18 protein-coding genes are annotated in these 22,428 nt (G+C 60.0%); 3 read left to right on the top strand and 15 right to left on the bottom strand.

Annotated features, from left to right (window positions below):
* Window positions 1-159: 159 nt before the first annotated feature.
* From RWS31_RS09530 to RWS31_RS09515, 4 genes are all read right to left on the bottom strand, one after another.
* Window positions 160-753 (bottom strand): N-acetylmuramoyl-L-alanine amidase, encoded by a 594-nt coding sequence (locus tag RWS31_RS09530; protein ID WP_314597853.1) that lies wholly within the window; start codon window positions 751-753, stop codon window positions 160-162.
* A 273-nt stretch (window positions 754-1,026) separates the two neighbouring features.
* On the bottom strand, window positions 1,027-2,379 hold the full coding sequence (locus RWS31_RS09525; RefSeq protein ID WP_314597851.1) for an MFS transporter: 1,353 nt from the start codon (window positions 2,377-2,379) through the stop codon (window positions 1,027-1,029).
* A gap of 221 nt (window positions 2,380-2,600) precedes the next feature.
* Window positions 2,601-3,470 carry a zinc metalloprotease HtpX gene (gene htpX, locus RWS31_RS09520; RefSeq protein ID WP_314597849.1) on the bottom strand — a complete coding sequence of 290 codons (870 nt, stop codon included), beginning with the start codon at window positions 3,468-3,470 and terminating at the stop codon, window positions 2,601-2,603.
* Window positions 3,471-3,728: 258 nt separating this feature from the next.
* Window positions 3,729-5,411, bottom strand: coding sequence for a carbon starvation protein A (locus tag RWS31_RS09515; RefSeq protein ID WP_314597846.1), 1,683 nt, complete (start codon window positions 5,409-5,411; stop codon window positions 3,729-3,731).
* A 236-nt stretch (window positions 5,412-5,647) separates the two neighbouring features.
* On the opposite strand from RWS31_RS09515, the gene RWS31_RS09510 reads away from it, so the two are divergent.
* A complete protein-coding gene (locus RWS31_RS09510) occupies window positions 5,648-7,855 on the top strand; it encodes a glucose PTS transporter subunit IIA (RefSeq protein ID WP_314597844.1) in 2,208 nt (735 codons plus the stop codon).
* A gap of 174 nt (window positions 7,856-8,029) precedes the next feature.
* Here RWS31_RS09510 and RWS31_RS09505 read toward each other — a convergent pair whose 3' ends face one another.
* The 7 genes from RWS31_RS09505 to pyk form a co-directional block, all read right to left on the bottom strand.
* Entirely contained in the window at window positions 8,030-8,458 is a 429-nt protein-coding gene (locus tag RWS31_RS09505; RefSeq protein WP_314597842.1) for a MarR family transcriptional regulator, read from the bottom strand.
* Between the two features lie 392 nt (window positions 8,459-8,850).
* Window positions 8,851-9,981 carry an L-threonylcarbamoyladenylate synthase gene (locus tag RWS31_RS09500; RefSeq protein WP_314597840.1) on the bottom strand — a complete coding sequence of 377 codons (1,131 nt, stop codon included), beginning with the start codon at window positions 9,979-9,981 and terminating at the stop codon, window positions 8,851-8,853.
* A 108-nt stretch (window positions 9,982-10,089) separates the two neighbouring features.
* Window positions 10,090-10,965 (bottom strand): peptide chain release factor N(5)-glutamine methyltransferase, encoded by an 876-nt coding sequence (prmC, locus tag RWS31_RS09495; protein ID WP_314597837.1) that lies wholly within the window; start codon window positions 10,963-10,965, stop codon window positions 10,090-10,092.
* Complete coding sequence (gene prfA / locus RWS31_RS09490) at window positions 10,965-12,032, bottom strand: peptide chain release factor 1 (protein WP_314597835.1); 1,068 nt, start codon at window positions 12,030-12,032, stop codon at window positions 10,965-10,967. The genes prmC and prfA overlap by 1 nt, the downstream gene beginning before the upstream one ends.
* A 12-nt stretch (window positions 12,033-12,044) precedes the next feature.
* A complete protein-coding gene (locus RWS31_RS09485) occupies window positions 12,045-12,989 on the bottom strand; it encodes a DUF1385 domain-containing protein (protein ID WP_314597881.1) in 945 nt (314 codons plus the stop codon).
* 74 nt (window positions 12,990-13,063) lie between these two features.
* Window positions 13,064-13,264: a 50S ribosomal protein L31 gene (gene rpmE / locus RWS31_RS09480; protein WP_006193323.1), complete on the bottom strand. Its 201-nt coding sequence runs from the start codon at window positions 13,262-13,264 to the stop codon at window positions 13,064-13,066.
* A gap of 217 nt (window positions 13,265-13,481) precedes the next feature.
* Window positions 13,482-14,900 (bottom strand): pyruvate kinase, encoded by a 1,419-nt coding sequence (gene pyk, locus RWS31_RS09475; protein WP_314597832.1) that lies wholly within the window; start codon window positions 14,898-14,900, stop codon window positions 13,482-13,484.
* A gap of 375 nt (window positions 14,901-15,275) precedes the next feature.
* Between pyk and RWS31_RS09470 the strand changes: the two genes are divergently transcribed.
* Together RWS31_RS09470 and RWS31_RS09465 are read left to right on the top strand one after the other, a co-directional pair.
* Window positions 15,276-15,812 (top strand): nitroreductase, encoded by a 537-nt coding sequence (locus RWS31_RS09470; RefSeq protein WP_314597830.1) that lies wholly within the window; start codon window positions 15,276-15,278, stop codon window positions 15,810-15,812.
* 90 nt (window positions 15,813-15,902) lie between these two features.
* A complete protein-coding gene (locus tag RWS31_RS09465; RefSeq protein WP_314597828.1) occupies window positions 15,903-17,384 on the top strand; it encodes a glycosyltransferase family 39 protein in 1,482 nt (493 codons plus the stop codon).
* A gap of 123 nt (window positions 17,385-17,507) precedes the next feature.
* Here RWS31_RS09465 and deoC read toward each other — a convergent pair whose 3' ends face one another.
* From deoC to pflB, 4 genes are all read right to left on the bottom strand, one after another.
* Window positions 17,508-18,152, bottom strand: coding sequence for a deoxyribose-phosphate aldolase (deoC, locus tag RWS31_RS09460; RefSeq protein ID WP_314597826.1), 645 nt, complete (start codon window positions 18,150-18,152; stop codon window positions 17,508-17,510).
* Between the two features lie 191 nt (window positions 18,153-18,343).
* On the bottom strand, window positions 18,344-18,919 hold the full coding sequence (locus tag RWS31_RS09455) for a hypothetical protein (protein ID WP_314597824.1): 576 nt from the start codon (window positions 18,917-18,919) through the stop codon (window positions 18,344-18,346).
* A 224-nt stretch (window positions 18,920-19,143) separates the two neighbouring features.
* Entirely contained in the window at window positions 19,144-19,905 is a 762-nt protein-coding gene (gene pflA / locus RWS31_RS09450; RefSeq protein ID WP_314597822.1) for a pyruvate formate-lyase-activating protein, read from the bottom strand.
* On the bottom strand, window positions 19,892-22,144 hold the full coding sequence (pflB, locus tag RWS31_RS09445) for a formate C-acetyltransferase (protein ID WP_314597820.1): 2,253 nt from the start codon (window positions 22,142-22,144) through the stop codon (window positions 19,892-19,894). Before pflB ends, pflA begins: the two co-directional genes overlap by 14 nt.
* Between the last annotated feature and the right edge of the window lie 284 nt (window positions 22,145-22,428).

Genomic DNA, 22,428 nt, shown 5'->3' with positions numbered 1-22,428 from the left:
ATATTCATATTCTATCCTGAAGTCCCAAACTATGTCGAGAGTGCGACCGATGGAGCAGGTTTCGGCAAAATATGCGGCTGAGTATCCTTCCGAATAAGATGGCAGCAGCCCCCGACGTTGCTTTTCCAACGTCGGGGGCTGCTGCCGTGTGTCCGATCCTCACTCGGAGATCGCGGACACCCTGCTTTCCGCTGCCTGCATTTCTACCTCGTAATCCGTGACGCCCCGCGCGATGGCGCGTGCGAAGACGTCGGCCTTCTCCGTGAGCAGCCGCGCCTCGGGCAGATAGTCGATGAATGCCATTTCGACGAGGACGGCGGGCATTGCCGTCGCGTGCAATACGATGAGTTCGGGACGCTCCTTGACGCCGCGATCGGTCGTGCCGAGCGATGTCGTGATCTGCCATTCTATGGCGCGCGCGAGCCGCTCTGCCTTGCCGCCGCGCGCGTAGATGAGCGTCTCCGTGCCGTGCGCCTCGCCGTCCGCCGCGTTGCAATGCAGGCTGACGAAGATGTCGGCGCACCACTTGTTCGCCTCATCCGTCACGGCGGCATTCCAGCGCTCAAGATGACGGCTCTCCCAAGCGAGATTGTCACTCTGCATGAGGAAGACCTCGATGCCGACAAGTTCCAAATAGAGCTTCACGCGCTCGCCAATGTCGGCGGCGACGTCACACTCTCGGAGGCCGAGTTCCGAGTTGACGGCGCCGCTGTCGTACAGACGGTCGTGCCCTGGATTCAAAAATACACGCATCTTTCCCACTCCTTTTCTCATGGCATCTTTCGAGGCTTTTATCCAGCGAAAGTATCTTCTTGCGTTTCGCGGGCATACATGCAGCAGAAAAGGAGGATATATCTCTCTCCCTTACAAAAATTCCTAGATCTTTTCTTCGTATATAATATGCAGTATAGTCCTATATATTCTTCCCTCCTTGCATCAGCTGAAGGCCATGTGATCGCATACAGAAAGAGCCGCCCTATGAAAGCATTCTCGCTTTCATAGGGCGGCTCTTCTATTTCCCGTAATTTACGCTTCGTCCTGCGGCTTCGCGTTCCAGACGAGGAGTGCGAGCAGCGTCGAGAGGAGCGCTGCGCCAACCCAGAATTCGGTGGCATAGCCGAAGTCGTAGATCTTCTCGCCGCCGACGGTCGTGATCGTCATGAGCTTGCCCGTGACGAACTCCTGGATCGCGGCGCCCGCGTAAGACAGGAGACCGATCATGCCCATCGCTGCACCCGTGACGCGCTTCGGCACGATATCGACTGCCATGAGTCCGCCCATGTAGCAGACGAGCGCGCCCATCGTGAAGCCGTAGAAGGTCATGCAGAAGAGGTCGGTGTAGAACGACTGCGGCGCCCAGACGAAGCCCGCGATCGAGGCCGTGTAGAGAAGGCCGTAGATGAGCGCCGGCATGTTGCGCTTCGAGTGGAAGAAGCGGTCGGAGATCCAGCCGCAGAGAAGTGCGCCGAAGATACCCGCGACCTGCATGTACGCCATGACGCCCGCCGCGCCCATGATGTCGTAGCCCTTGGCACTCGTCAGATAGACGACGCCCCAGCTCTCGACCGCGTAGCGTGCGATGTAAACGCAGAGAGACGAGAGACCGAGAATCCAGACGGCGGGGTTCTTGACGACGGCGTTCCACTGCATCGAGCCGACGGAACGCGTCTTTTCCGCATCGACCTGCGCCTGCGTCTTCTCACCGTAAAGAACGGCGCCATTCGGCAGGCCGCGCGTTTCAGGACGGTCGCTCATGCCGAGGTAGATGAAAATGGTGCCGACGAGCGAGATGAGTCCGGCCGCGATGAAGCCCATCGACCAGCTGTAGGCGCTGACGATGGCCGCGATTGCGAAGTAGGCGAACGACGAGCCGAGGTTGTGGCTCGTGAACCAAACGCCGTAAAGCGTGCCGCGCATACGGTTGCTGAACCATTGGTTGAGCGAAACGATCGACGGTCCTGCGCCGTAGGACTGGAACCAGCCATTGATGCCCCAGAGCACGGCGAGCGGCACAAACGAGTTCACGAGGCCCATCGCCGCCATCGTCACGGACGACATGAAGAGACCAAAGGCGAAGAACCGCTTGTTGTTCATGCGGTCGGCAAGGAAGCTGTTCGTGAACTTGCCAAGACCGTACGTTACGAAGAAGATCGAACCGATGATACCGACCTGTGTGGGATCGACCGCACCCGACGCCAAAAGCGGCTTCTTGATGACGGAATAGCTCTGACGGATGATGTAGTAGAAGGCGTAGCCGATCGTGATGGAAGCGAAGACGCGCCAGCGCAGGCTGTAGAAGATGCTCTTCGCCTTCTCCGCATCCTGCATGGGCGGCGCATCCGGCGCCGTGAGGAAAATTTTGTTGAGGAAAGCAAGCATGAATGAATCTCCTTTCTTGGAATCGAAATGTTCTTGCTCAGTATTATTTCATATAGAGAAAGGGAAAAGTAGCGGAAAAAATCTGATTTTCTTGTAGGAATTCTGCTGACACGCAAAAAGTCCCCAAGGCTGCCGCCTTGAGGACTCTTCTTGTATCTAACATGGTATCGTTACAACTTTCCTGCTGCTTGCAGAACATCCGGCTGACGGTATGCAATCCGTCACCGCCCCAGAAGCCGTGCCTGCTCTTCGAGTCGAGCGACGCGCTCGGCAGTCGCGGGATGCGTGGAGAAGAGGTTCACGAAGGCCTGGCGCGAGCCGGCGAGCGGGTTGACGATGAAGAGATTGCTCGTCGCAGGCTGCGCCTCGGCCTCGCGCATCGGCGGCATGGACTGTACCGTGCCGGAGATCTTTTCGAGCGCCCGCGCGAGATAGCGCGGATTGCCGCAGATCTCGCCGCCCGACTTGTCGGCGTCGAACTCTCTAGAGCGCGAGATCGCGAGCTGGATGAGCGTCGCCGCGAGCGGCGCGACGAGGACGGCGAGAAGCGTGCCGACGATGCCGCCCGCCCCCTCGTCGTCGTCCGAGCGGCCGAAGATCGCACTCCACTGCGCCATGTAGGCGAGCATGGAAATCGCGCTGCCCATGGCGGCGGCAATCGTAGAGATCAGGGTGTCGCGGTGTTTGATGTGCGAAAGCTCATGCGCGAGCACGCCCGAAAGCTCTTCGCGGCTTAACATGCCGACGATGCCGCGCGTGACGGCGACGGCGGCGTGTGAAGGGCTGCGCCCCGTCGCAAAGGCGTTCGGCGTCATAGATTCGACCAGACAGACCTTCGGCATGGGCAGCCCCGCGCGCGCGGCAAGATCTGCTACAAGATGATAAAGTTCGGGCGCTTCCCTCTCCGTCAGCGGGCGCGCGCCGTACATGCGGAGCACAATGCTGTCGCTGAACCAATAGGAGAAGAAATTCATCGCCAAAGAGACGACGAACATCAGTATCGCGCCGCCCTTGCCGCCGATCGCGCCTCCCAAGACGACGAGAAGGATCATCATGAGCGCCATCAAGATCGTTGTTTTTATCGTATTCATAGAGAAGACTCTCCTTTCCCTATACGAAAAAGACCCCACCCCGGATACGGGACAAGGTCTCGCTTGCATATATATGCCGCGCACCGTGCGTCCGGCGGACGCCGCAGAATCGCGGCTGCTCCTCTGGAAGATACAAGAAGCGCTGATAAAATGAGAGCGCCCAGATATGTGAAGACGGGGGGCCAAATTTATCAGGGATTCCTATAGGACTATTATAGCAGAGGAGCAGGATTCTGACAAGCTGTTTTCGTCAATCCGTCACATATCGGTACGCGCCTCATGCTCGGCTTTGCCCGTGACGAGTTCGGCGGCGCAGTGCTTGACGACGAGGAGCGCGAGCGTCATCAGTGCGAGCGCGAGGAGGAGCTGCAGGCCGTCGACCAAGAAGACGAAACCACCGTTCATAAGTTTGCCGACGATGCCATAGACGCTCATGACGAGCGCCGACATCGTGACGAGGAACATGAAGGTCATGGGGACGTAGAGCATCCAGCCCTTGCGTTCCGTCGTGCGCAGAAAGACGGCGATGGAGATGAGGACGAGGGATGCGAGCAGTTGGTTCGCCGCACCGAAGAGCGGCCAGATGCTCATGTAGCCCGCGAGGCACAGCAGATAGCCGAGCGCGAGCGTGATTGCCGTCGCGACGTACTTGTTGCGCAGAAGCTTCGCGGCGGCGCCTTCCGACTCGCCCTCCGACGGTGCAAGAAGCTCCTGGAAGGACATGCGTCCGATGCGTGCGACGGAATCGATCGTCGTCATGGCGAGCGCCGAGACGCACATCGTCATGATGCAGGCGGCGACATGCTTCGGCAGGCCGAACTCCACGAAAAATCCCGAGACAGCGCCCGCGAAGATCTGGAACGGCGTGCCGTCCGGCAGATGCCCGCCCGTTGCCGCCGAGCAGACGATGACGAGGGCGACGACGCCGAGAAGCGATTCGACGAGCATTGCGCCGTAGCCGACGGGCAGCATGTCACGCTCGTTCTCGATGGATTTCGAGCTTGTGCCCGAAGAAACAAGGCTGTGGAAGCCCGAGACAGCGCCGCAGGCGATCGTGATGAAGAGAATCGGGAAGAGCGACTGCCCCTTGACCTCGAAGGCGACGAAAGCGGGCATCTCGATGACGGGATTGGCGATGAGCACGCCGAGGACGGCGCCTGCGACCATGCCGAGGAGCAGGAAGACGCTCAGGTAGTCACGCGGCTGCATCAAGAACCACATGGGCAGGACGGCGGCGATGAAGCAGTAGGCGAAGACGACGTAGCGCCAAACCGTCGCATCGAAGTAGAGCGGATAAGAAATGCCGACGGCGAGCATGGCGACGATGAGCGCGATAGCGACGAAAAACTTCACTGCGCCCGAGGGCTTCATGCGGCGGATGAAGAGTCCGAAGCCCATCGCCACGAAGATGTAGAGCATCGAGATTGAAGCCGCCGCCGCATTCGGTACGGCGAGGCTGCCGTCCTTGGCGAAGCCGTTGAACGTGTTCGCGACGATGTCGGCGAAGGCGGCGATGACGAGAAGCGTGAAGAGCCAGCAAAACAACAGGAAGAGGCGACGCCCCGTCTTGCCGATGTACTGCTCGATGAGCATGCCCATCGAGCGTCCTTCGTTGCGCACGGATGCATAGAGAGCACTGAAATCCTGCACCGCGCCGAAGAAGACGCCGCCGACGAGCAGCCAGAGGAACGCCGGAAGCCAGCCGAACATGGCGGCGATGATGGGGCCCGTGACGGGGCCTGCGCCCGTGATGGAGGAAAATTGATGCGCAAAGACGGTGAAGCGCGAGGCAGGCGCATAGTCCTGCCCATCCTCGAATCTCTGCGCCGGCGTCGCGGCGGTTTCATCGATGCCCCACGTTTTCACGAGCCACCGTCCGTAGATAGTGTAGGCGGCGAGAAAGACAACGATGGCGCACCCGACAAGCATCAGTGCATTCATGATGAATCCTTCTTTCCTTAAAGATGAATGAATATGTATGAAGGATAATATAGCACGCTTTGCTTCATGTGTCAACTTGTAAACTTTCCCAGCAGATATCGAAATCAACGATTCTTCTTAACATTCCCACCTTTACAATCTTCTTCCCTTTGCAGTATAATCAAAACGTAATATTTCTTCTGTTGGGGAGGTATGGCTGAATCCAGCAATTCCCCGGAAAGGAGGTTTTCGCTGTCATGAAAGACGAAATTTTCGGTGTACTCCAACGCGTCGGACGCAGCTTCATGCTGCCCGTTGCCATCCTGCCGATCGCCGGCATACTCTTGGGACTCGGCGCGTCGTTCACGAACGCCACAACCATCGAGACGTACGGCCTTACCGCCGTACTCGGTGCAGGAACGCCGCTTCACGCGCTTCTCTCCATCATGGCGAGCGCGGGCAGCACGATCTTCGGCAACCTGCCGATCATCTTCGCCGTCGGCGTCGCCATCGGCATGGCGAAAGCGGAGAAGGAAGTCGCCGCGCTTTCTGCCATGATTGCTTTCTTCGTCATGCACACGGCGTGCAACGCCATGCTGAAGATCGGCGGGCAGATCCTCGCGGACGGTACGATCGCACCCTCGGTGCTCGAAGGCACGATCGCGCCGAGCTGCGGTATCCTGTCGTTTCAGATGGGCGTCTTCGGCGGCATCATCGTCGGCATCGGCGTCGCTTGGCTGCACAACAAGTACCACAAGATCGTGCTGCCGAACGCGCTGTCGTTCTTCGGCGGCTCGCGCTTCGTGCCCATCGTCTCGACGATCGTCTTCCTCTTCGTCGGCATCGCCATGTACTTCGTCTGGCCGCTCGCACAGCAGGGCATCTTCGCGCTCGGCGGCCTCGTGACGGGCACGGGCTACATCGGCACGCTGATCTTCGGCATCATCAAGCGCGCTCTGATCCCCTTTGGCCTGCACCATGTCTTCTATCTGCCGTTCTGGCAGACGGGCGTCGGCGGCTCGATGATGATCGACGGCCAGCTCGTCCAGGGCGGTCAGAACATCTTCTTCGCCCAGCTCGCTTCGCCCGATGTCACGCATTTCAGCTCGGATGCGACGCGCTACTTCTCGGGCGAGTTCATCTTCATGATCTTCGGCCTGCCGGGCGCGGCGCTCGCCATGTACCGCTGTGCGCGTCCCGAGAAGAAGAAGGTCGCGGGCGGCCTCCTGCTCTCGGCGGCTCTGACCTCGATGCTCACGGGCATCACCGAGCCGATCGAGTTCTCCTTCCTCTTCGTCGCACCCGCGCTCTTCGCCGTGCAGGTCGCGCTCGCAGGCGCCGCCTACATGATCGCGCACATCCTCAACATCGCCGTCGGCCTGACATTCTCGGGCGGCCTCCTCGACCTCTTCATCTTCGGCATCCTGCAGGGAGAGGCGAAGACGGGCTGGATGTATATCATCCCGGTCGGCGTCGTCTACTTCTTCCTCTACTACTTCATCTTCTCGTGGATGATCCGTCACTTCGACTTCAAGACGCCGGGCCGCGAGGATGACGACGAGGAGACGAAGCTCTATTCGAAGGCTGACTATCAGGCGCAGCAAGGCGCGGCGGGAGCAGCGTCCGGCGCGGGCACATCCGATGCCAAGAGCGCGGCAATCGCGCGCGGCCTTGGCAGCAAGAGGAACATCACTTCCGTCGACTGCTGCGCGACGCGCCTTCGCTGCTCGGTCGCGGATTCCTCGCTCGTCAACGAGAAGCTCTTGAAGGCAACGGGCGCCGTCGGCATCATCGTCAAGGGCACGGGCGTGCAGGTCATCTATGGCCCGCAGGTCGCCGTCATCAAGTCGAATCTTGAGACGTACCTCGAAACAGCGCCCGATGTCGAGCCGGAAGCGATGGCCGCTGCAGAGCCGACGGAAAACGCCGCAGAAAAAGCTTCTGCGACAAACGTGCCTGAAGAAAACACCTCGTCGCAGGAATCGGGCGCGCAGGAAGCGTCTGCCAGTGAAACTGCCGCACACACGCTCTTCACGCCCGTCGCAGGCACGGTGCATCCGATCGAGGAAGCGCCCGACGAGGCATTTGCGGGCAAGATGATGGGCGACGGCTACTTCGTCTACCCGACGGAAGAGACGGTCTACGCGCCCGAGGACGGCGAGGTCGTTTTCGTCTTCGACACGAAGCACGCGATCGGTATGAAGGCCGCTGACGGCACGGAATATCTGCTGCACATCGGCGTCGACACCGTCGCGCTTGGCGGGCAGGGCTTCGAGGTCTTCGTCGAAGGCGGCCAGAAGGTCAAGAAAGGCGACCGCCTCATGACCTTCGATGACGCCTACATCAAAGAACATGCGAAGTCCGACGCTTGCCTCGTCATCTTCACAGGACTCGGCGAAGGAAGAGCCGTAAGCCTCACGAAGACAGGCGCAGCCAAGGCGCTCGACGAGGTCGGCAGCTGCTGAGCCAAATCAAAGATTCACTAAAAGACAAATGGACGCCGAGCGCGCCCTTCCACGGGCGCGCTTGACATCCATGCACGAAAATCTATAATGGCAAAAGAAAGGTTGAAATCATACGCAAAATACACGAAAGGCCCCGAAGAATCGCATGCGATTCTTCGGGGCCTTTCAATGACATCAAACGTCCTGCGCTGCGGCGTTCTCTACGGCCTGCTTCAGCAATCTGTCGAATTGGCGGCATTCCTCTGGGGAGAAATCCTGCACTAAGATCTTGTACCAGTCGTCCATCGTCTTCTTCAGCACCTGCTTCACGGTCTGTGCCTTCTCCGTCGTGCGCAGCACATAAGCGCGGCGATCCTTGTCGCTGACCGTGCGGCTCACATAGCCGGCACGGACAAGCCTCGCCACGGCGCGCGCCGCCGTCGTCTTGTCGATCTTCACCATATGCGCCAAAGTTTCCTGATTGATCCCCTCATGATCGAGGAGGTGCAGCAAGAATACATACTGCCCGTTGCCCAGACCATACTTCTTCAACTTCTCGTTAAAATAACTCTGGCTATACCGATAGATCAAAGCAATGATCGTTCCCATATCGCTTGGCTGCAAAGCAGACCCTCCCCTGCAGTAGGATATAATACCCATTTCTAAAAATCTACTTTTCCCACACCAGCGGAAAAGCACTATTCCTAAGTAGTATTATACTACGATTTTCCAAGAAAATCCACCTTGTCCCGCAAAGTTTTACGATCCTCTAAAATTAGCGTGAAAGTCCAAGAAATCAAGCCAAAGACGCAGACGGATGGGGGAACTTTGTCTTTACTCCCTATAATTTCGAGCGTTTTCAGCATCAACTTTCATCGCACAAGCATGATCTCCCAGGGTATCCGTGCGTTCCAACGGGTCGGGTACGACAAGAGACTCATAGAGGACGAACGGATCTATATCAATGCACTGCGCCGTATCGCGCGTCCCCGTGGCATCCCATGCCGCCGTGCCGTTCAAAAGCGGCGAATCCGATACCCTGCGGCCTTCTTGAGGCGGTTCATGATGGCGAGTCCCAGGCCGCTTTCGTCAAGAGCTTCGCCGAGGATGAAGTCAACCTTTTTTTCATCGAAGGCGCGAAGGGCCTCGTAGAGATGCGCAGCGATGGCACGCACGTCTTTTCTCGCACCGAGACGCACGACGAGGTTTTCTGCCGCCTCGCCTGCGAGCGCCGCCGCCGTCTCGTCCGTCACGATGAGGCCGACCGCCTTGCCCGCCGCTTCGGCGAGCGCCGCGCGGAAGGCGGCGGGCAAGGCGGCGGGCGGGGCGGCGAGCAAGGTCAGCGGCGCTCGCGGCGCATAGTGCGTGTACTTCATGCCGGGCGCTCGCGGTGCAGCGACCGTATGCACGCCAGCCGTCTCGCCCGCTTCCGCGCCGTTCGCCGCCGCAGGGCACACCGTGCCGACAGCCATCTGCGCCGCACGCTCCTGCGCGGCGAGTCCCGGGTCGAGGCGCACGTCAGCGACGACCTCTTCGAGCATCTCGCGCGTGATGGCGCCGGGGCGCAGGATGACGGCGGCCTCGCCCGTCACATCGACGATCGTCGACTCGACGCCGAAGCGACAAGGGCCGCCATCGAGGATCAGCGGGATACGCCCTGCGAGATCGTCGAGCACTGCCTCCGCCGTCGTCGGACTCGGCCTGCCCGACGTATTGGCGCTCGGCGCGGCGAGAGGAAAGCCCGCCGCGCGAATCAGCGCGAGTGCGGCGTCGTTTTCCGGCATGCGCACGCCGACCGTCGCGAGGCCGCCCGTGATGCGATCGGGCACAGCGGCGCGACGGCGCAGCACCAAGGTCAGAGGGCCGGGCGCAAACGCCGCCAGAAGATGCTCCGCCATCTCGGGCACGTCGAGAGCCACTTCGCCGAGCATGGCACGGTGCGCGATGTGCAGGATCAGCGGATTGTCCGAGGGTCGTCCCTTCGCCTCGTAGATCTTCGCGCAGGCGGCAGCGTCGAAGCCGTTCGCGCCGAGTCCGTAGACCGTCTCCGTCGGAAAGGCGACGACCTCGCCCGCGCGAAGAAGATGCGCCGCCTCCTCGATGGCGGCTGCTGTCGGCGGCAGAACCTTTGTTGAAAACACAGACATTTCCTCCCCTGTCCGGCGAATCGCGCACCTCGCCGCCGCACCTTCCACAAACGGTGCAAAAAGGCGTGCGCCTTCGCATACAAAAAGCGCCGCTTGCGCGGCGCAGCCTCATTTTCTCCACAGCACAACGACGCGCTCGATGCCCGCGAGATCCGGCAAGATCTCGACATCGCCCCAAGGCTCTTTCGCCAAGGCGCGAATCTTCTGCGCCTGGCCGATTCCCGCCTCCACGGCAAGGAAGCCGCCCGCCCGCAAATACTGCGGCGCCGCCTCGACAAGACGCGCGTAGAAGTCCATGCCTTCCGCGCCGCCCTTGAGCGCGGTCATAGGCTCATAGCTGCGCACCTCAGGCGCGAGGCTCTCAATGTCGGCATCGGGGATGTAGGGCGGGTTCGAGAGGATCGCATCGTATGCCGCATCGCCAAGCGGCGCGAGAAGGTCACCCTCATGGAAATGCACGCGCGCGGAGAGTCCCAGCCTCTCGGCATTCTCCCTTGCGACGGCGAGCGCCGCGCCCGAGACGTCAACGGCATCCGCCGCGACGTCTTCCGAAGCGTACTTGAGCACGGAGAGCGCAATCGCGCCCGTCCCCGTGCCGATGTCGGCGAAGCGCAGGGACTTTTTTCCATTCTCCGCCAGCCGTCCCAATCTCTCGATGGCCGCTTCCACAAGGATCTCCGTATCGGGACGCGGAATCAGCGTCGCCCTCGACACGGCGAAATCAAGCCCCATGAACTCGCGCCTGCCCGTGATGTAGGCTGTCGGCACGCGCCGCGCACGCTCGGCGACCGCCTTGCGAAACGCCGCAAGCTCTTCTTTTTCCAGCGGCTCATCGAAATGGACGTAGAGGTAGATGCGCTCTTTTTTGAGCACATGCGAAAGAAGCACTTCGGCATCGAGACGCGGCGTCTCGATGCCCTTTTCCGTGAAGTAGCCCTGTGTCCACGAGAGGATCGAGCCGATCGTCCAGACTTCGTGCGCCATCACTGGGCCTGCCTGAGCTTTTCCGCTTGATCCGCCGTGATCAGCGCGGCCAGAAGCTCATCCAAGTCCCCGTCGAGCACAGCCGCGAGCTTGTGCAGCGTCAGACCGATGCGGTGATCGGTCACGCGCCCCTGCGGGAAGTTGTAGGTGCGTATGCGCTCGCTGCGGTCGCCCGAGCCGACCTGGCTCTTGCGGTCAGCGGCGACCGTCGCCGCCTGCTCCTCGCGCGCCGCCTCCAAGATGCGTGCGCGCAGGACGCGCATGGCCTTCTCCTTGTTCTTGAGCTGCGACTTTTCGTCCTGGCACTGCACGACGATGCCCGTCGGCAGATGGGTGATGCGGATCGCCGTTTCCGTGCGGTTGACGTACTGGCCACCCGCGCCCGAAGCGCAGTACGTGTCGATGCGCAGATCGGCGGGCGCGATCTCGACCTCGACTTCCTCGGCCTCAGGCAAAACCGCGACCGTCACGGCGGACGTGTGGATGCGCCCGCTCGACTCCGTGACGGGCACGCGCTGCACGCGGTGCGTGCCGCTCTCGTACTTCAAAAAGCTGTATGCGCCCGTGCCGTCGACGGAAAAGGAAATCTCCTTGAAGCCGCCGATCTCCGTCGCGTTCTTGTCGATGACGTCGACGCGCCAGCCGCGCCGCTCGGCGTAGCGTGCGTACATGCGGAAGAGGTCGCCCGCGAAGAGCGCCGCTTCCTCGCCGCCGACGCCGCCCCGGATCTCGACGATGACGTTCTTCGCATCGTTCGGATCTTTGGGCAGGAGCAGGATCGGCAGCTCGCGCTCCAACGCCTCCAGGCGCGGGCGCAGTTCGGCGATCTCGTCCTCAGCGAGGCGGCGCATGTCTGCGTCGGGATTGTCGTCGAAGATCGCCTTCGCCTCCGCAAGCCCCTCGCGCACCTTCTTGTACTCGCGGTACTTCTCCACGACGGGAGCGAGCTGTGCGTGCTCGCGGCTCAGCTTTTGCCACTTCGGCATGTCGGCGAGCACTGCCGGATCGCTGATCAGCGACTCAAGCTCGCGATATTTTTCCTCTACGGCATGGAGCTTGTCCAGCACGTCGCATCTTCCTCACTTTCCTTCGCCCGCAGCAAAAGCGGCCGCAGGCGTTTCGTACACAGCCGTTTCCGAATCCGCCGTCTTGCGATAATCGGCGCTTCCCGCAGGAATCTTGTCCTCGGGCAGCGCCGCCTTCAGCGACTCGATCGCAACTTCGAGCATCGAAGCGTCCGGCTCGCGCGTCGTCAGCCGCTGCAGCCAGAGTCCGGGCAGAGAGAGCGCGTGCACGAAAGTGTTCTTACTTCTGCCTGCCAGGCGGATCGCCTCGTAGGAGATTCCCGCGACGACGGGCAGCAGCACGATGCGGCTCACGATGCGCAGCCAGAGATCGGGCCAGCCGAGGAAGGCGAAGACGAAAATGGAGACGAGCATGACGATCAGGAGGAACGACGTGCCGCAGCGCGGATGGAAGCGCTCGAACTTCTGTGCATTCTCCGCCGTCAGTGGAAGCCCCGCCTCGAAGCAGAAGATCGTCTTGTGCTCTGCGCCGTGGTACTGGAAGACGCGCTGAATGTCCTTCATGCGCGAAATGCCCCAGATGTAGGCGAGAAAGATGAAGAGGCGCAGGAAGCCCTCGGCGAGGTTCAAAAAGATGGGATCGTCCGACCACGCATGGAAGAGTTTGGCCGCTCCCGTCGGCAATGCGATGAAGAGCACGGCGGCGAGCACGAAGGCGATGGCAATCGTGCCCGCCAGCTCCTTGTCGGAAAGCTGCTCTTCCTCCTCGCCCGCCATCTTCGCCGACCACGAAAGCGAGCGGATGCCGATGACGAGGGACTCTACGAGCGCGACCGTGCCGCGCAGGAAAGGCTTCTTAAAGACGGGGAAGCGGTCGGAGAAGGATCGCACCTCCTTCGACTCGACAGAGATCGCACCGTCGGGCGTGCGCACTGCCGTCGCCGAACGTCCGGGTCCACGCATCATCACGCCCTCGATGACCGCCTGCCCGCCGACCATGAGTTTTTCGTCCAAAGAATTTCCTCCTCCATAGGTAAAGAAGGGGCAGGGCATTTCTGCCCTGCCCCAGCACCTTACTGCTTGCCGTAGCGCTTGTTGAACTTCTCGATGCGTCCGCCGGCAGCGACATCGCGCTGGCGCCCCGTGAAGAACGGGTGGCACTTCGAGCAGACATCCACGCGCAGTTCCTTCTTCGTCGACCCCGTCTTGAACGTGTTGCCGCAGCCGCACGTCACCGTTGCCTCGAAGAATTCCGGATGAAGCCCTTCCTTCATTCCTATACACCTCACTTTTTCCCAGACGGGTAATGCATTCAAGCGAACTATGCGCTCGCTTGGTCCGACCTTCCCCCATCGCTGGGTCAAAGCCTTCTGCGGGCATACGCCCACCGTTTCATCATTATAGCACAGCCTATCGTACGCCGCAAGCGAAAATCGCGAGAAACTTTCTCACGCGCAGGCGTGCAAGGTCGCTGTGCAACGCGGAACATTCTTAAATCGTGTAGACGCGGATCGCGTTCGTATTGCCCTCTTCCGACTTGATGCCCGACGTGATGATCGTCAGATCGCCGCGCTCGACGCAGCCCTGCTCGACCGCCGCCGCCGTCGCATTCGCGATCATCTCGCCCTCGTCAGGCCAGATCCCCGCCGCCTTGATGGGATAGACGCCCCAACGCAGATTGAGCTGGCGTACTGCCTTCGCGTCAGGCGTATAGGCGACGATGAGGGACTTCGGGCGGTAATGCGAGATGATGCGCGCCGTATAGCCGCTGACCGTCGGCGTGATGATCGCGTCAGCATTCAGCTCCATCGCCATCTGCACTGTCGCATGGGCGACCGCACGCGTGCGCGACTTGAGGTCTTCAAGGCCCGTGCCCTGATACATCTTCTTGTAATGCAGCGAGGACTCCGCGCGAAGCGCGATCGTCGCCATCGTCTGAACCGCTTCCGCCGGATAGTCGCCGCTCGCCGTCTCGCCCGACAGCATGATGGCATCCGTGCCGTCAAGGATCGCGTTCGCGACGTCCGAAGCCTCAGCGCGCGTCGGACGCGGGTTCGTCGTCATCGATTCGAGCATCTGCGTCGCGACGATGACGGGCTTGCCAGCCTTGTTGCACTTCGCGATGATCTCCTTTTGAATCAGAGGCACATCCTCGGCCGGGATCTCAACGCCGAGATCACCGCGCGCAACCATGATACCGTCCGAGACCTCCAGGATCGAGTCGAAGTTCTTCACGCCCTCAAGATTTTCGATCTTCGGGTAGATCTCCATCCTGCCGTTGTGCTCTTCGAGCAGCTTGCGGATCTCCTTCACGTCGTCAGCACGCTGGATGAACGACGCCGCGATGAAGTCCATGTCCTGCTCGATGCCGAAGAGGATGTCATTCTTGTCCTGCTCCGAGATCGGCGGCAGCCCGAGGGGAACACCTGGAGCCGCGACGCGCTTTCTCGTGCTCATCTTGCCCGAGTTCAAAATCGTCGTCACGATGTCCTTGCCCTGGATCTTCTCGACCTTCAGCTCGACGAGTCCGTCGGAAAGGAGCAGCTTGTCACCAGGCTTGACCTCCGTGTAGAGCTTCTTGTGATTGACCGAGCACTTCGTCTCATCGCCCGGCGCATCGTCGTACGTCAGCACGAACGGTTTCCCCGCCTCAAGCATGACCGAGCCGTCCTTGAATTCGCCGAGGCGCATCTCCGGCCCTTTCGTGTCGAGCAGCAGAGAGACAACGCGCCCCGTCTTCTTCGCCGCCTCACGCACACGGGTGATGCGCTTCAAATGCTCGTCATGCGTACCATGCGAAAAGTTAAAACGCGCGACATTCATACCGTTCTCGATGAGCTTCTCCACCATGCCCGGCGCATCCGTCGACGGCCCCTGCGTGCAAACGATCTTCGTCTTCTTGTTAAGCATACTTCATCCTCCATCCATGCATACAAGATATTTTCGTGCTTTTATTGTACTACGATTTCTTAGAGGCGGCAAGCCCAAAGGGCGCAGGCGCCTCTAAGAAATCGTTGTCCAGCGACGCTGGGCTACGAGTCCTTTCTCCTCAGCCCGGCAAGCCCGATAGGGCGCAGGCGGGCTTTAGATTTCGTTGTCCAGCTCCGCTGGGCTACGAATCCTTTTCCTCAGCCCGACAAGCCCCTATCCTTAAAACTTTCCAAGAATCTTCCTTCCCTGCCCCCATAGTCGCATAATATCAAAAACTATGCTATAATGGCGCAAGAAAATCGCGACCATCATCCCAGAGAAGAATTATCATCTTGCAAGAAAAGAGGCACACCGATGAACGAAGTCATGGAAACAATCAAGAAGCGGCGCAGCGTGCGCGCCTTCCTGCCGACAATGCCGCCTGCTGATATCGTGCGTGACATCGTCGAGGCGGGGCTGTATGCGCCGCGCAGCATGGGCAGCGAATCCGTACGCACGATCGTCATCACGGACAAGATCATGCGCGAAAAACTCGTCGAACTGAACTGTCAGATCGGCCATTGGAAAAAAGGCTTCGATCCCTTCTACGGTGCGCCTGTCATCCTTCTCGTCATTGCAGACAAGGACGATGTGAACTATCTGTGCAACGGCAGCATCGCCATCGCCACGATGATGCTCGCCGCCGAATCGCTCGACATCCATACATGCTGGATTCACCGCGCCAAGGAAGAGCTGGAGCAGCCGCTCGGCCAGGAGATTCTCTCTCGCGCCGGCATATTCTTCCGCCCCGGCCAATACGTCGGAATCGGCCATCTCGCGCTCGGCTACGCCGCGGGTGACGTGCCCAATCCCGAGCCGCGCAACGAGAGCCGCATATCCTACATTAGCTAGGAATCGCAGACTAGACGGCCATCCCGGCACGATCCCCCATCCTGCCGTAGGAAAAACATCCAAAACTCGCTGAATGGAGGAAATACGATCATGGTCAAACGTGAGAAGCGGGAGTTCTTGCTCCTGCTCATCTTTGGAGCAATCATCTTGCTGACGGCGAACGGCAGCCTTGCCATCACCGATCCCGTCGAATCGAACTACGCGCTGACTGCGAAGGAGATGGTCGCCTCCGGCGACTACCTCTCGCCGCGCATCTTCGGCAACTATTGGTACGACAAGCCCGCCTTCTTCTATTGGGAGATGATCGCCTCATGCCTCATCCTCGGCGTCAATGAGTTCGCACTGCGCTTCCCGAGTGCCGTCATGGGGCTTTTGAGCCTCGCGCTCCTCTACTTCTTCACGCGCCGCCTCTACGGACATCGGACGGCACTCCTTGCGGGCGGCCTCTTCGCCAGCTCCGTCGGTTTCTGGTACGTCGGCAAAGCAATCATCACGGACATGACGCTCTTCTTCTTCATGAGCGCGACGCTCGTCTTTTTCTACCTCGGCTACGATTCAGGAAAACGTGTGCGCTACTACGCTGCCTTCTTCTTTGCAGGGCTCGCCGTCCTCACGAAGGGGCCAATCGGGTTTCTCCTGCCAGGACTCCTGCTTGCCGTCTACCTCGTGCTCCGAAAGGATGCGAAAGAGCTTCTTCGCCTTCGCTGGGGCGGCGGCATGGTCATCTTCCTGCTCGTTGGCGGCAGTTGGTACTACGCCATGTACAGCCTGCACGGTGCAGACTTCCTCAGGACGTTCTTCGGCACGCACAATTTCCTGCGCGCGACCGTCTCCGAACATCCTGGACAGAATGTTTGGTACTATTACATCCTTCTTTTCCTCGCGAGTTTCTTCCCATGGTCCTTTCCACTCGTCTGGTATACGGCAAAAAAAATCTGGCAAGAGCGAGGAGCCGCCCTTCGCCGCGCCTTCGCGGAAAAGGACACGCTCTTCCTACTCGTCTGGGCGCTCGGCACGATTCTCGTCTATCAGTGCATGGCAACGAAGTATCCGACCTACACCTTCCCTTCGATCTTCCCCATCGCCATCCTGGCGGCGCGCCTCCTCGGCGGTTTCGACAGGAAGCGCATGAGCATCTTCATCGCTGCCTTCGGCGTCTTCTATCTGACCCTCTTCGTCCTCGTCGCCGTTCCCATGTGCCGAGAGAGAAGCGGCGCACCCGCCGCTGCTCTCGTACACGATCTTCCCGCGCACATACCCGTCATGAGCTACCGCGAACACACGTACAGCGTCGGCTGCACGTTCTATTCGGACAAGGCCATATATCTGCTGACAACGCGTGAAGATGTCGAGCGAAACACACCAAAGCCAGGCACGTGGACGGCGACGAACATCATGCCCTTTTACGCCGTCGAGGATCTTTCAGCACTCAGCGAATTCTATGTCCTATGCCCGAAAGGAACGCCCGTAAAAGAGGATTTCGCCGCCCACACCAATCTCGAAGGACACAAGTTCACGTTGTGCGACAGCAACGAGACGGACGAGCTCTGGCATATATCGAGCGTGAAATAGACGCGTCTTTATAGCGCATCTTACGAAAACAGCCCTGCGGCATGCCGCAGGGCTGTTTTCTGTTCCAGTGAAAGGAGACAGCACGAACTTGACCGCTGACGAATTCCTACGACACCCTTTCTCCTACGCTTCGACGATCTTCACGCCGCTCGATGTGCCGAGGCGCGTCGCTCCAGCGGCGAGCATCGCCTCAGCATCCGCACGGCTTCGGATGCCGCCCGCCGCCTTGACGCCCATCGTCTCGCCCACGCTCTCGCGCATGAGACGCACATCGGCCGCCGTCGCTCCGCCCGTGGAAAAACCCGTCGACGTCTTGACGAAGTCCGCGCCCGCCTCCTTCGCGAGAAGGCACGCACGGCGCTTCTCCTCGTCGGTCAAGAGGCACGTCTCGATGATGACCTTCGTCAGCGCCTTCCCTCCCGCCGCCTGGACGACGGCTTCGATGTCCGCTTTCACATAGGCGTCATCGCTATCCTTAAGCCTGCCGACCGCGATGACCATGTCCACCTCGTCCGCGCCGTCCGCGACCGCCTGCTTCGTCTCGAACGCCTTGACTGCAGACAGTGTCGCCCCCTGCGGAAAACCGATGACCGTGCACGTCTTGATCCCGGTATCCCGAAGCGCCTCAGACACATACGATACCCAGATCGGACTCACGCAGACCGAAGCGAAATGGTACGCCTTCGCCTCCTCGATGAGCTTCGCCACATCCGCTCTCTGCGCATCCGTCTTAAGCAGTGTATGGTCAATATACTTTGCCAATCCCATAATCTTGCCTCCCTATACAAAATCTCCCATATTCAGAGTGTACCATGAAGCCCCGAGAAGTCAAGCCGAAGGCGCAGGCTGATCGGCTAGGCTTCTGTAAGGGCGGCGCACAATGTCCACAAAGTGGACGTTTGTGCGTGTAGCTTACCATGAAGCCCCGAGAAGTCAAGCCGAAGGCGCAGGCTGATCGGTTAGGCTTCTGTAAGGGCGGCGCACAATGTCCACTTCTCATGCAGCCAGATCGAGCGGATGCCGGGGCTGTGCTCCTGGCAGATGTAGAAGGCGAGCACGGCGTCTGCGCTATTGTAGAAATAGCCGCAGACGGGCGGCGCATTGTGCCCGCATTCGGGCTTCGGGATATAGCCGTAGACGGCTTCCAAGTCCTTAAGCGTGCTGTCGAGATGGATGCCGCTCGGCGTCTCGATCATCTGCGCCTCATTGGATGGCCTTTGGCTGTACTTGTTCACGTTGTTCACGCCGAGATGCACGCTGATGACGCGGCAGGCATCGCCTTCATCGCGGTACTGCACGACGAGGGAATCGCCGTAGTCACAAGCGAAGATGTGGACGGTCGTGCCGCCCCACTTCTTCACGCCGTCCGCGATGTGATCGCCTTCGCCGTAGACGGCCTCGACATCCTCCATCGTATCGCCGAGGCGGATGCCGCCGAGCTCCATCTCCTCGTCCGAGAGCCTGGCTGCATCGCCTACGGCGGGAAGAAGGAGCAGTGCGAGGAGAAGCGTGAAAAAGACTGCTCTGATTTTCATGTTGTTCTTCCCCTTTCTCTGTTGAATCTTGACGAATCCTGGTCTTTTTATATTTTTCTATAAGGATAGCATAAAATCCTTTCGTGCAATCTGCTGCAAATGACAGTTCGATAAGATATAGTCAGAAATATTATCCATGACTATAAAATGTCAAAAGGGGAGATTCGCTGCAAGCAAAACTCCCTGCCGCCGCAGCAACTTTTTGCTGCGGCGGCAGGGAGCGCCTATTTCCTTCGCCAGCCCTGATAGTCGGCGACACCGAGGATCTCTTCGGCGCGTCGGATGTCATCGGTACGCGGCTCGCGCGTCTCGGGCAGCGGGTAGGGAATATGGAGTTTTTCATACTTCGCTCGCGCCATGGCATGATAGGGCAGAACCTCGAAGCGCTCGACGTTTCCGAGGCTTCGGACGAAGCGTGCGAGGCGGTTGAGTGAAAGCGCATCGTCCGTAAGGCCGGGCACGAGGACGTGGCGCAGCCATACGAGCTTTTTTTCTTCGGCCAGATAGCGTGCGAAGTCGAGGATGTTCTCGTTGCGTCTGCCCGTGAGCGCTTCGTGCTTCTCGGGATCGATGTGCTTGATGTCGAGCAGCACGAGGTCGCTTGCGGCCACGGCGCGAAGGACGGCGTCGTCCGTGCGCGAGAACGGTTCGCCCGCCGTGTCAAGGCAGGTGGAGACGCCCGCCTCTTTTGCGAGGCGGAAAAGCCCCGCGACGAAGTCCGCCTGCACGAGCGGCTCGCCGCCCGAGACGGTGATGCCGCCGCCGCCCTTCCAATAGGGGCGAAATCGCAGCGCAGCGGCGAGCACGGCTTCGGCGCTCTTCTCCTCCGCCCCCGCAGCGCCCCATGTCTCGGGGTTGTGGCAGTAGAGGCAGCGCAGGCGGCAGCCCGCGAGAAAGACGATGTAACGAAGGCCGGGGCCGTCGACCGAACCGAAGCTTTCGACGGAGCAGATGCGGCCGAGCGGCACGCCGTCACATAGCCTCATGGAAGGTACGTGCGATGACGTCCATCTGCTGCTCATGCGTGAGGCTGATGAACTTTACGGCGTAGCCCGAGACGCGGATCGTGAAGTTCTGATATTCTTCCTTCTCAGGATGGTCGACGGCGTCGAGCAATTTCGCGCGGTCGAATACGTTGACATTGAGGTGGTGCGCTCCCTGCGTGAAGTAGCCGTCGAGCACGCGCACGAGCTGATCGATGCGCTCCTCTTCCGTGTGGCCGAGCGATTCGGGCGTCATGCTCTGCGTGTTGGAGATGCCGTCGAGCGCCCATTCGTAGGGCAGCTTCGTGACGGAGTTCAAGGAGGCGAGCAGCCCCGACTTTTCCGCACCGTAGCTCGGATTCGCGCCAGGCGCGAGCGGCGTCCATGCCTTCCTGCCGTCGGGCATGGCGCCCGTGTACTTGCCGTAAACGACGTTCGAGGTGATCGTGAGGATCGAGGTCGTCGGCTCGGAGTTGCGGTAGGTGTGGCGGGCGCGAACCTTCTCGATGAAGGTCTTCAAAAGCCAGCGCGCGATGTCGTCGGCTCGGTCGTCGTCGTTGCCGTAGCGCGGGAAGTCGCCCTCGACCTCGTAGTCGACGACGTAGCCGCGCTCGCTGTAGACGGGACGCACGCGCGCATACTTGATGGCGGAGAGCGAGTCGACGACATGCGAGAAGCCCGCGATGCCCGTCGCGAAGGTGCGGCGCACGTCGGTGTCGATGAGCGCCATTTCCGCCGCTTCGTAATAATATTTATCGTGCATGTACTGGATGAGGTTCAGCGCGTTCACATAGACGGAGGCGAGCCATTCCATCATGCGGCTGAACTTCGCCAGCACATCGTCGTAGTCAAGCACGTCCGCACGCACGGGCGCGAAAGCCGGCGCGATCTGCTCGCCCGTCTTCTCGTCGATGCCGCCGTTGATGGCGTAGAGCAGGCACTTTGCAAGGTTGGCGCGCGCGCCGAAGAACTGCATTTCCTTGCCCGTCTGCGTGGCGGAGACACAGCAGCAGATCGAATAGTCGTCACCCCACGCGGGCTTCATCACGTCGTCGTTCTCGTACTGGATGGAACTCGTGTCGATGGAGATCTTCGCCGCATAGCGCTTGAACGATTCAGGCAGAGCCTCGGAGTAGAGCACCGTGAGGTTCGGCTCGGGCGCAGGACCCATGTTCTCGAGCGTGTGCAGGAAGCGGAAATCGTTCTTCGTGACCATGGAGCGCCCGTCCATGCCGATGCCTGCGACTTCGAGCGTCGCCCAGACGGGATCGCCCGAGAACAGCTCGTTGTAGCTCGTGATGCGCGCGAACTTCACCATGCGGAACTTCATGACGAGGTGGTCGATCAGCTCCTGCGCTTCAGCTTCCGTGAGCTTGCCTTCCTTCATGTCGCGCTCGATGTAGATGTCGAGAAAGGTCGAGATGCGCCCGACGCTCATCGCCGCGCCGTTTTGCGTCTTGATGGCTGCGAGATAGCCGAAGTAGAGCCACTGCACGGCCTCCTGCGCCGTCTGGGCAGGACGCGAGATGTCGAAGCCGTAGATCGCCGCCATCTCCTTCATGCCGCCAAGCGCACGGATCTGCTCGGCCACTTCCTCGCGCAGGCGGATGACGTCGTCGGACATGACGCCGTCCGCACCGATTTCTGCATGGTCGGCCTTTTTCGCCTCGATGAGGTGATCGATGCCGTAGAGCGCGACGCGGCGGTAGTCGCCGACGATGCGCCCGCGGCCATAGGTGTCGGGCAGTCCCGTGATGATGTGGCTGTGGCGTGCGCGGCGAATCTCCGGCGTGTAGGCGTCGAAGACCGCCTGGTTGTGCGTCTTGTGGTACTTCGTGAAGATTTCGTGCAGGCGCTCGCTCGGCTCGTAGCCGTAGTTCCTGCACGACTCCTCCGCCATCTTGATGCCGCCGTAGGGCATGAAGGCACGCTTCAAGGGCTTGTCCGTCTGCAGACCGACGATTCGTTCCAGATCTTTGAGTGACTCGTCGATATATCCCGCGCCGTGCGAGGTCAGTCCCGAAACGATGTCCGTGTCCATGTCGAGCACGCCGCCCTTCCGGCGCTCGGCACGCTGCAGCTCCTGCAGCTTCTGCCAGAGGCGGTTTGTCGCCTCCGTCGGCGCAGCGAGGAAATCTTCCGCGCCGTCATAGGGCGTGTAGTTCCTCTGCACGAAGTCGCGAACATTGATCTCCTCCTGCCAAAGTCCGCCGTTGAATCCCTGCCACTCTGCCTTGGTCATTGGAAAACCTCCCGTCTGCGCTGCCGGCTTTCCTGCGGCAGCCACACATCAGTGTTACATTCCATGTTCTAATCATACTATAACGGGAATTTTCGCGCAAATACATTTTATACACAGTTGCATAAATTATGCTTATGTCTCTGAATACAAAAGAGCTTCACGAGATTCTCGGGAACACAGGAGAATACTGGATTTTCCAAGACCGAATCATTATGACAAATGCAGGATGATAGATATTCCATTTAGCAGAAACCTATGGTAGAATAAATATGAATAATCCATTC

The organism is uncultured Selenomonas sp., assembly GCF_963528755.1.
In the GTDB taxonomy this organism is placed as follows: domain Bacteria; phylum Bacillota; class Negativicutes; order Selenomonadales; family Selenomonadaceae; genus Selenomonas.
Note: the sequence above shows the minus strand (reverse complement) of the source record. Positions and strands in the feature narration are given on the sequence as shown.

Excerpts from the sequence above, each read along its gene's own strand:
- RWS31_RS09500 (WP_314597840.1), bottom strand. The coding sequence starts at position 9,981 with ATGTCTGTGTTTTCAACAAAGGTTCTGCCGCCGACAGCAGCCGCCATC.
- RWS31_RS09465 (WP_314597828.1), top strand. The coding sequence starts at position 15,903 with ATGGTCAAACGTGAGAAGCGGGAGTTCTTGCTCCTGCTCATCTTTGGA.
- pyk (WP_314597832.1), bottom strand. The coding sequence starts at position 14,900 with ATGCTTAACAAGAAGACGAAGATCGTTTGCACGCAGGGGCCGTCGACG.
- RWS31_RS09530 (WP_314597853.1), bottom strand. The coding sequence starts at position 753 with ATGCGTGTATTTTTGAATCCAGGGCACGACCGTCTGTACGACAGCGGC.
- RWS31_RS09510 (WP_314597844.1), top strand. The coding sequence starts at position 5,648 with ATGAAAGACGAAATTTTCGGTGTACTCCAACGCGTCGGACGCAGCTTC.
- htpX (WP_314597849.1), bottom strand. The coding sequence starts at position 3,470 with ATGAATACGATAAAAACAACGATCTTGATGGCGCTCATGATGATCCTT.
- RWS31_RS09455 (WP_314597824.1), bottom strand. The coding sequence starts at position 18,919 with ATGAAAATCAGAGCAGTCTTTTTCACGCTTCTCCTCGCACTGCTCCTT.
- deoC (WP_314597826.1), bottom strand. The coding sequence starts at position 18,152 with ATGGGATTGGCAAAGTATATTGACCATACACTGCTTAAGACGGATGCG.
- RWS31_RS09525 (WP_314597851.1), bottom strand. The coding sequence starts at position 2,379 with ATGCTTGCTTTCCTCAACAAAATTTTCCTCACGGCGCCGGATGCGCCG.
- prmC (WP_314597837.1), bottom strand. The coding sequence starts at position 10,965 with ATGGCGCACGAAGTCTGGACGATCGGCTCGATCCTCTCGTGGACACAG.
- pflA (WP_314597822.1), bottom strand. The coding sequence starts at position 19,905 with ATGAGGCTATGTGACGGCGTGCCGCTCGGCCGCATCTGCTCCGTCGAA.
- rpmE (WP_006193323.1), bottom strand. The coding sequence starts at position 13,264 with ATGAAGGAAGGGCTTCATCCGGAATTCTTCGAGGCAACGGTGACGTGC.
- RWS31_RS09470 (WP_314597830.1), top strand. The coding sequence starts at position 15,276 with ATGAACGAAGTCATGGAAACAATCAAGAAGCGGCGCAGCGTGCGCGCC.
- pflB (WP_314597820.1), bottom strand. The coding sequence starts at position 22,144 with ATGACCAAGGCAGAGTGGCAGGGATTCAACGGCGGACTTTGGCAGGAG.
- RWS31_RS09485 (WP_314597881.1), bottom strand. The coding sequence starts at position 12,989 with ATGGTCGGCGGGCAGGCGGTCATCGAGGGCGTGATGATGCGTGGACCC.
- RWS31_RS09515 (WP_314597846.1), bottom strand. The coding sequence starts at position 5,411 with ATGAATGCACTGATGCTTGTCGGGTGCGCCATCGTTGTCTTTCTCGCC.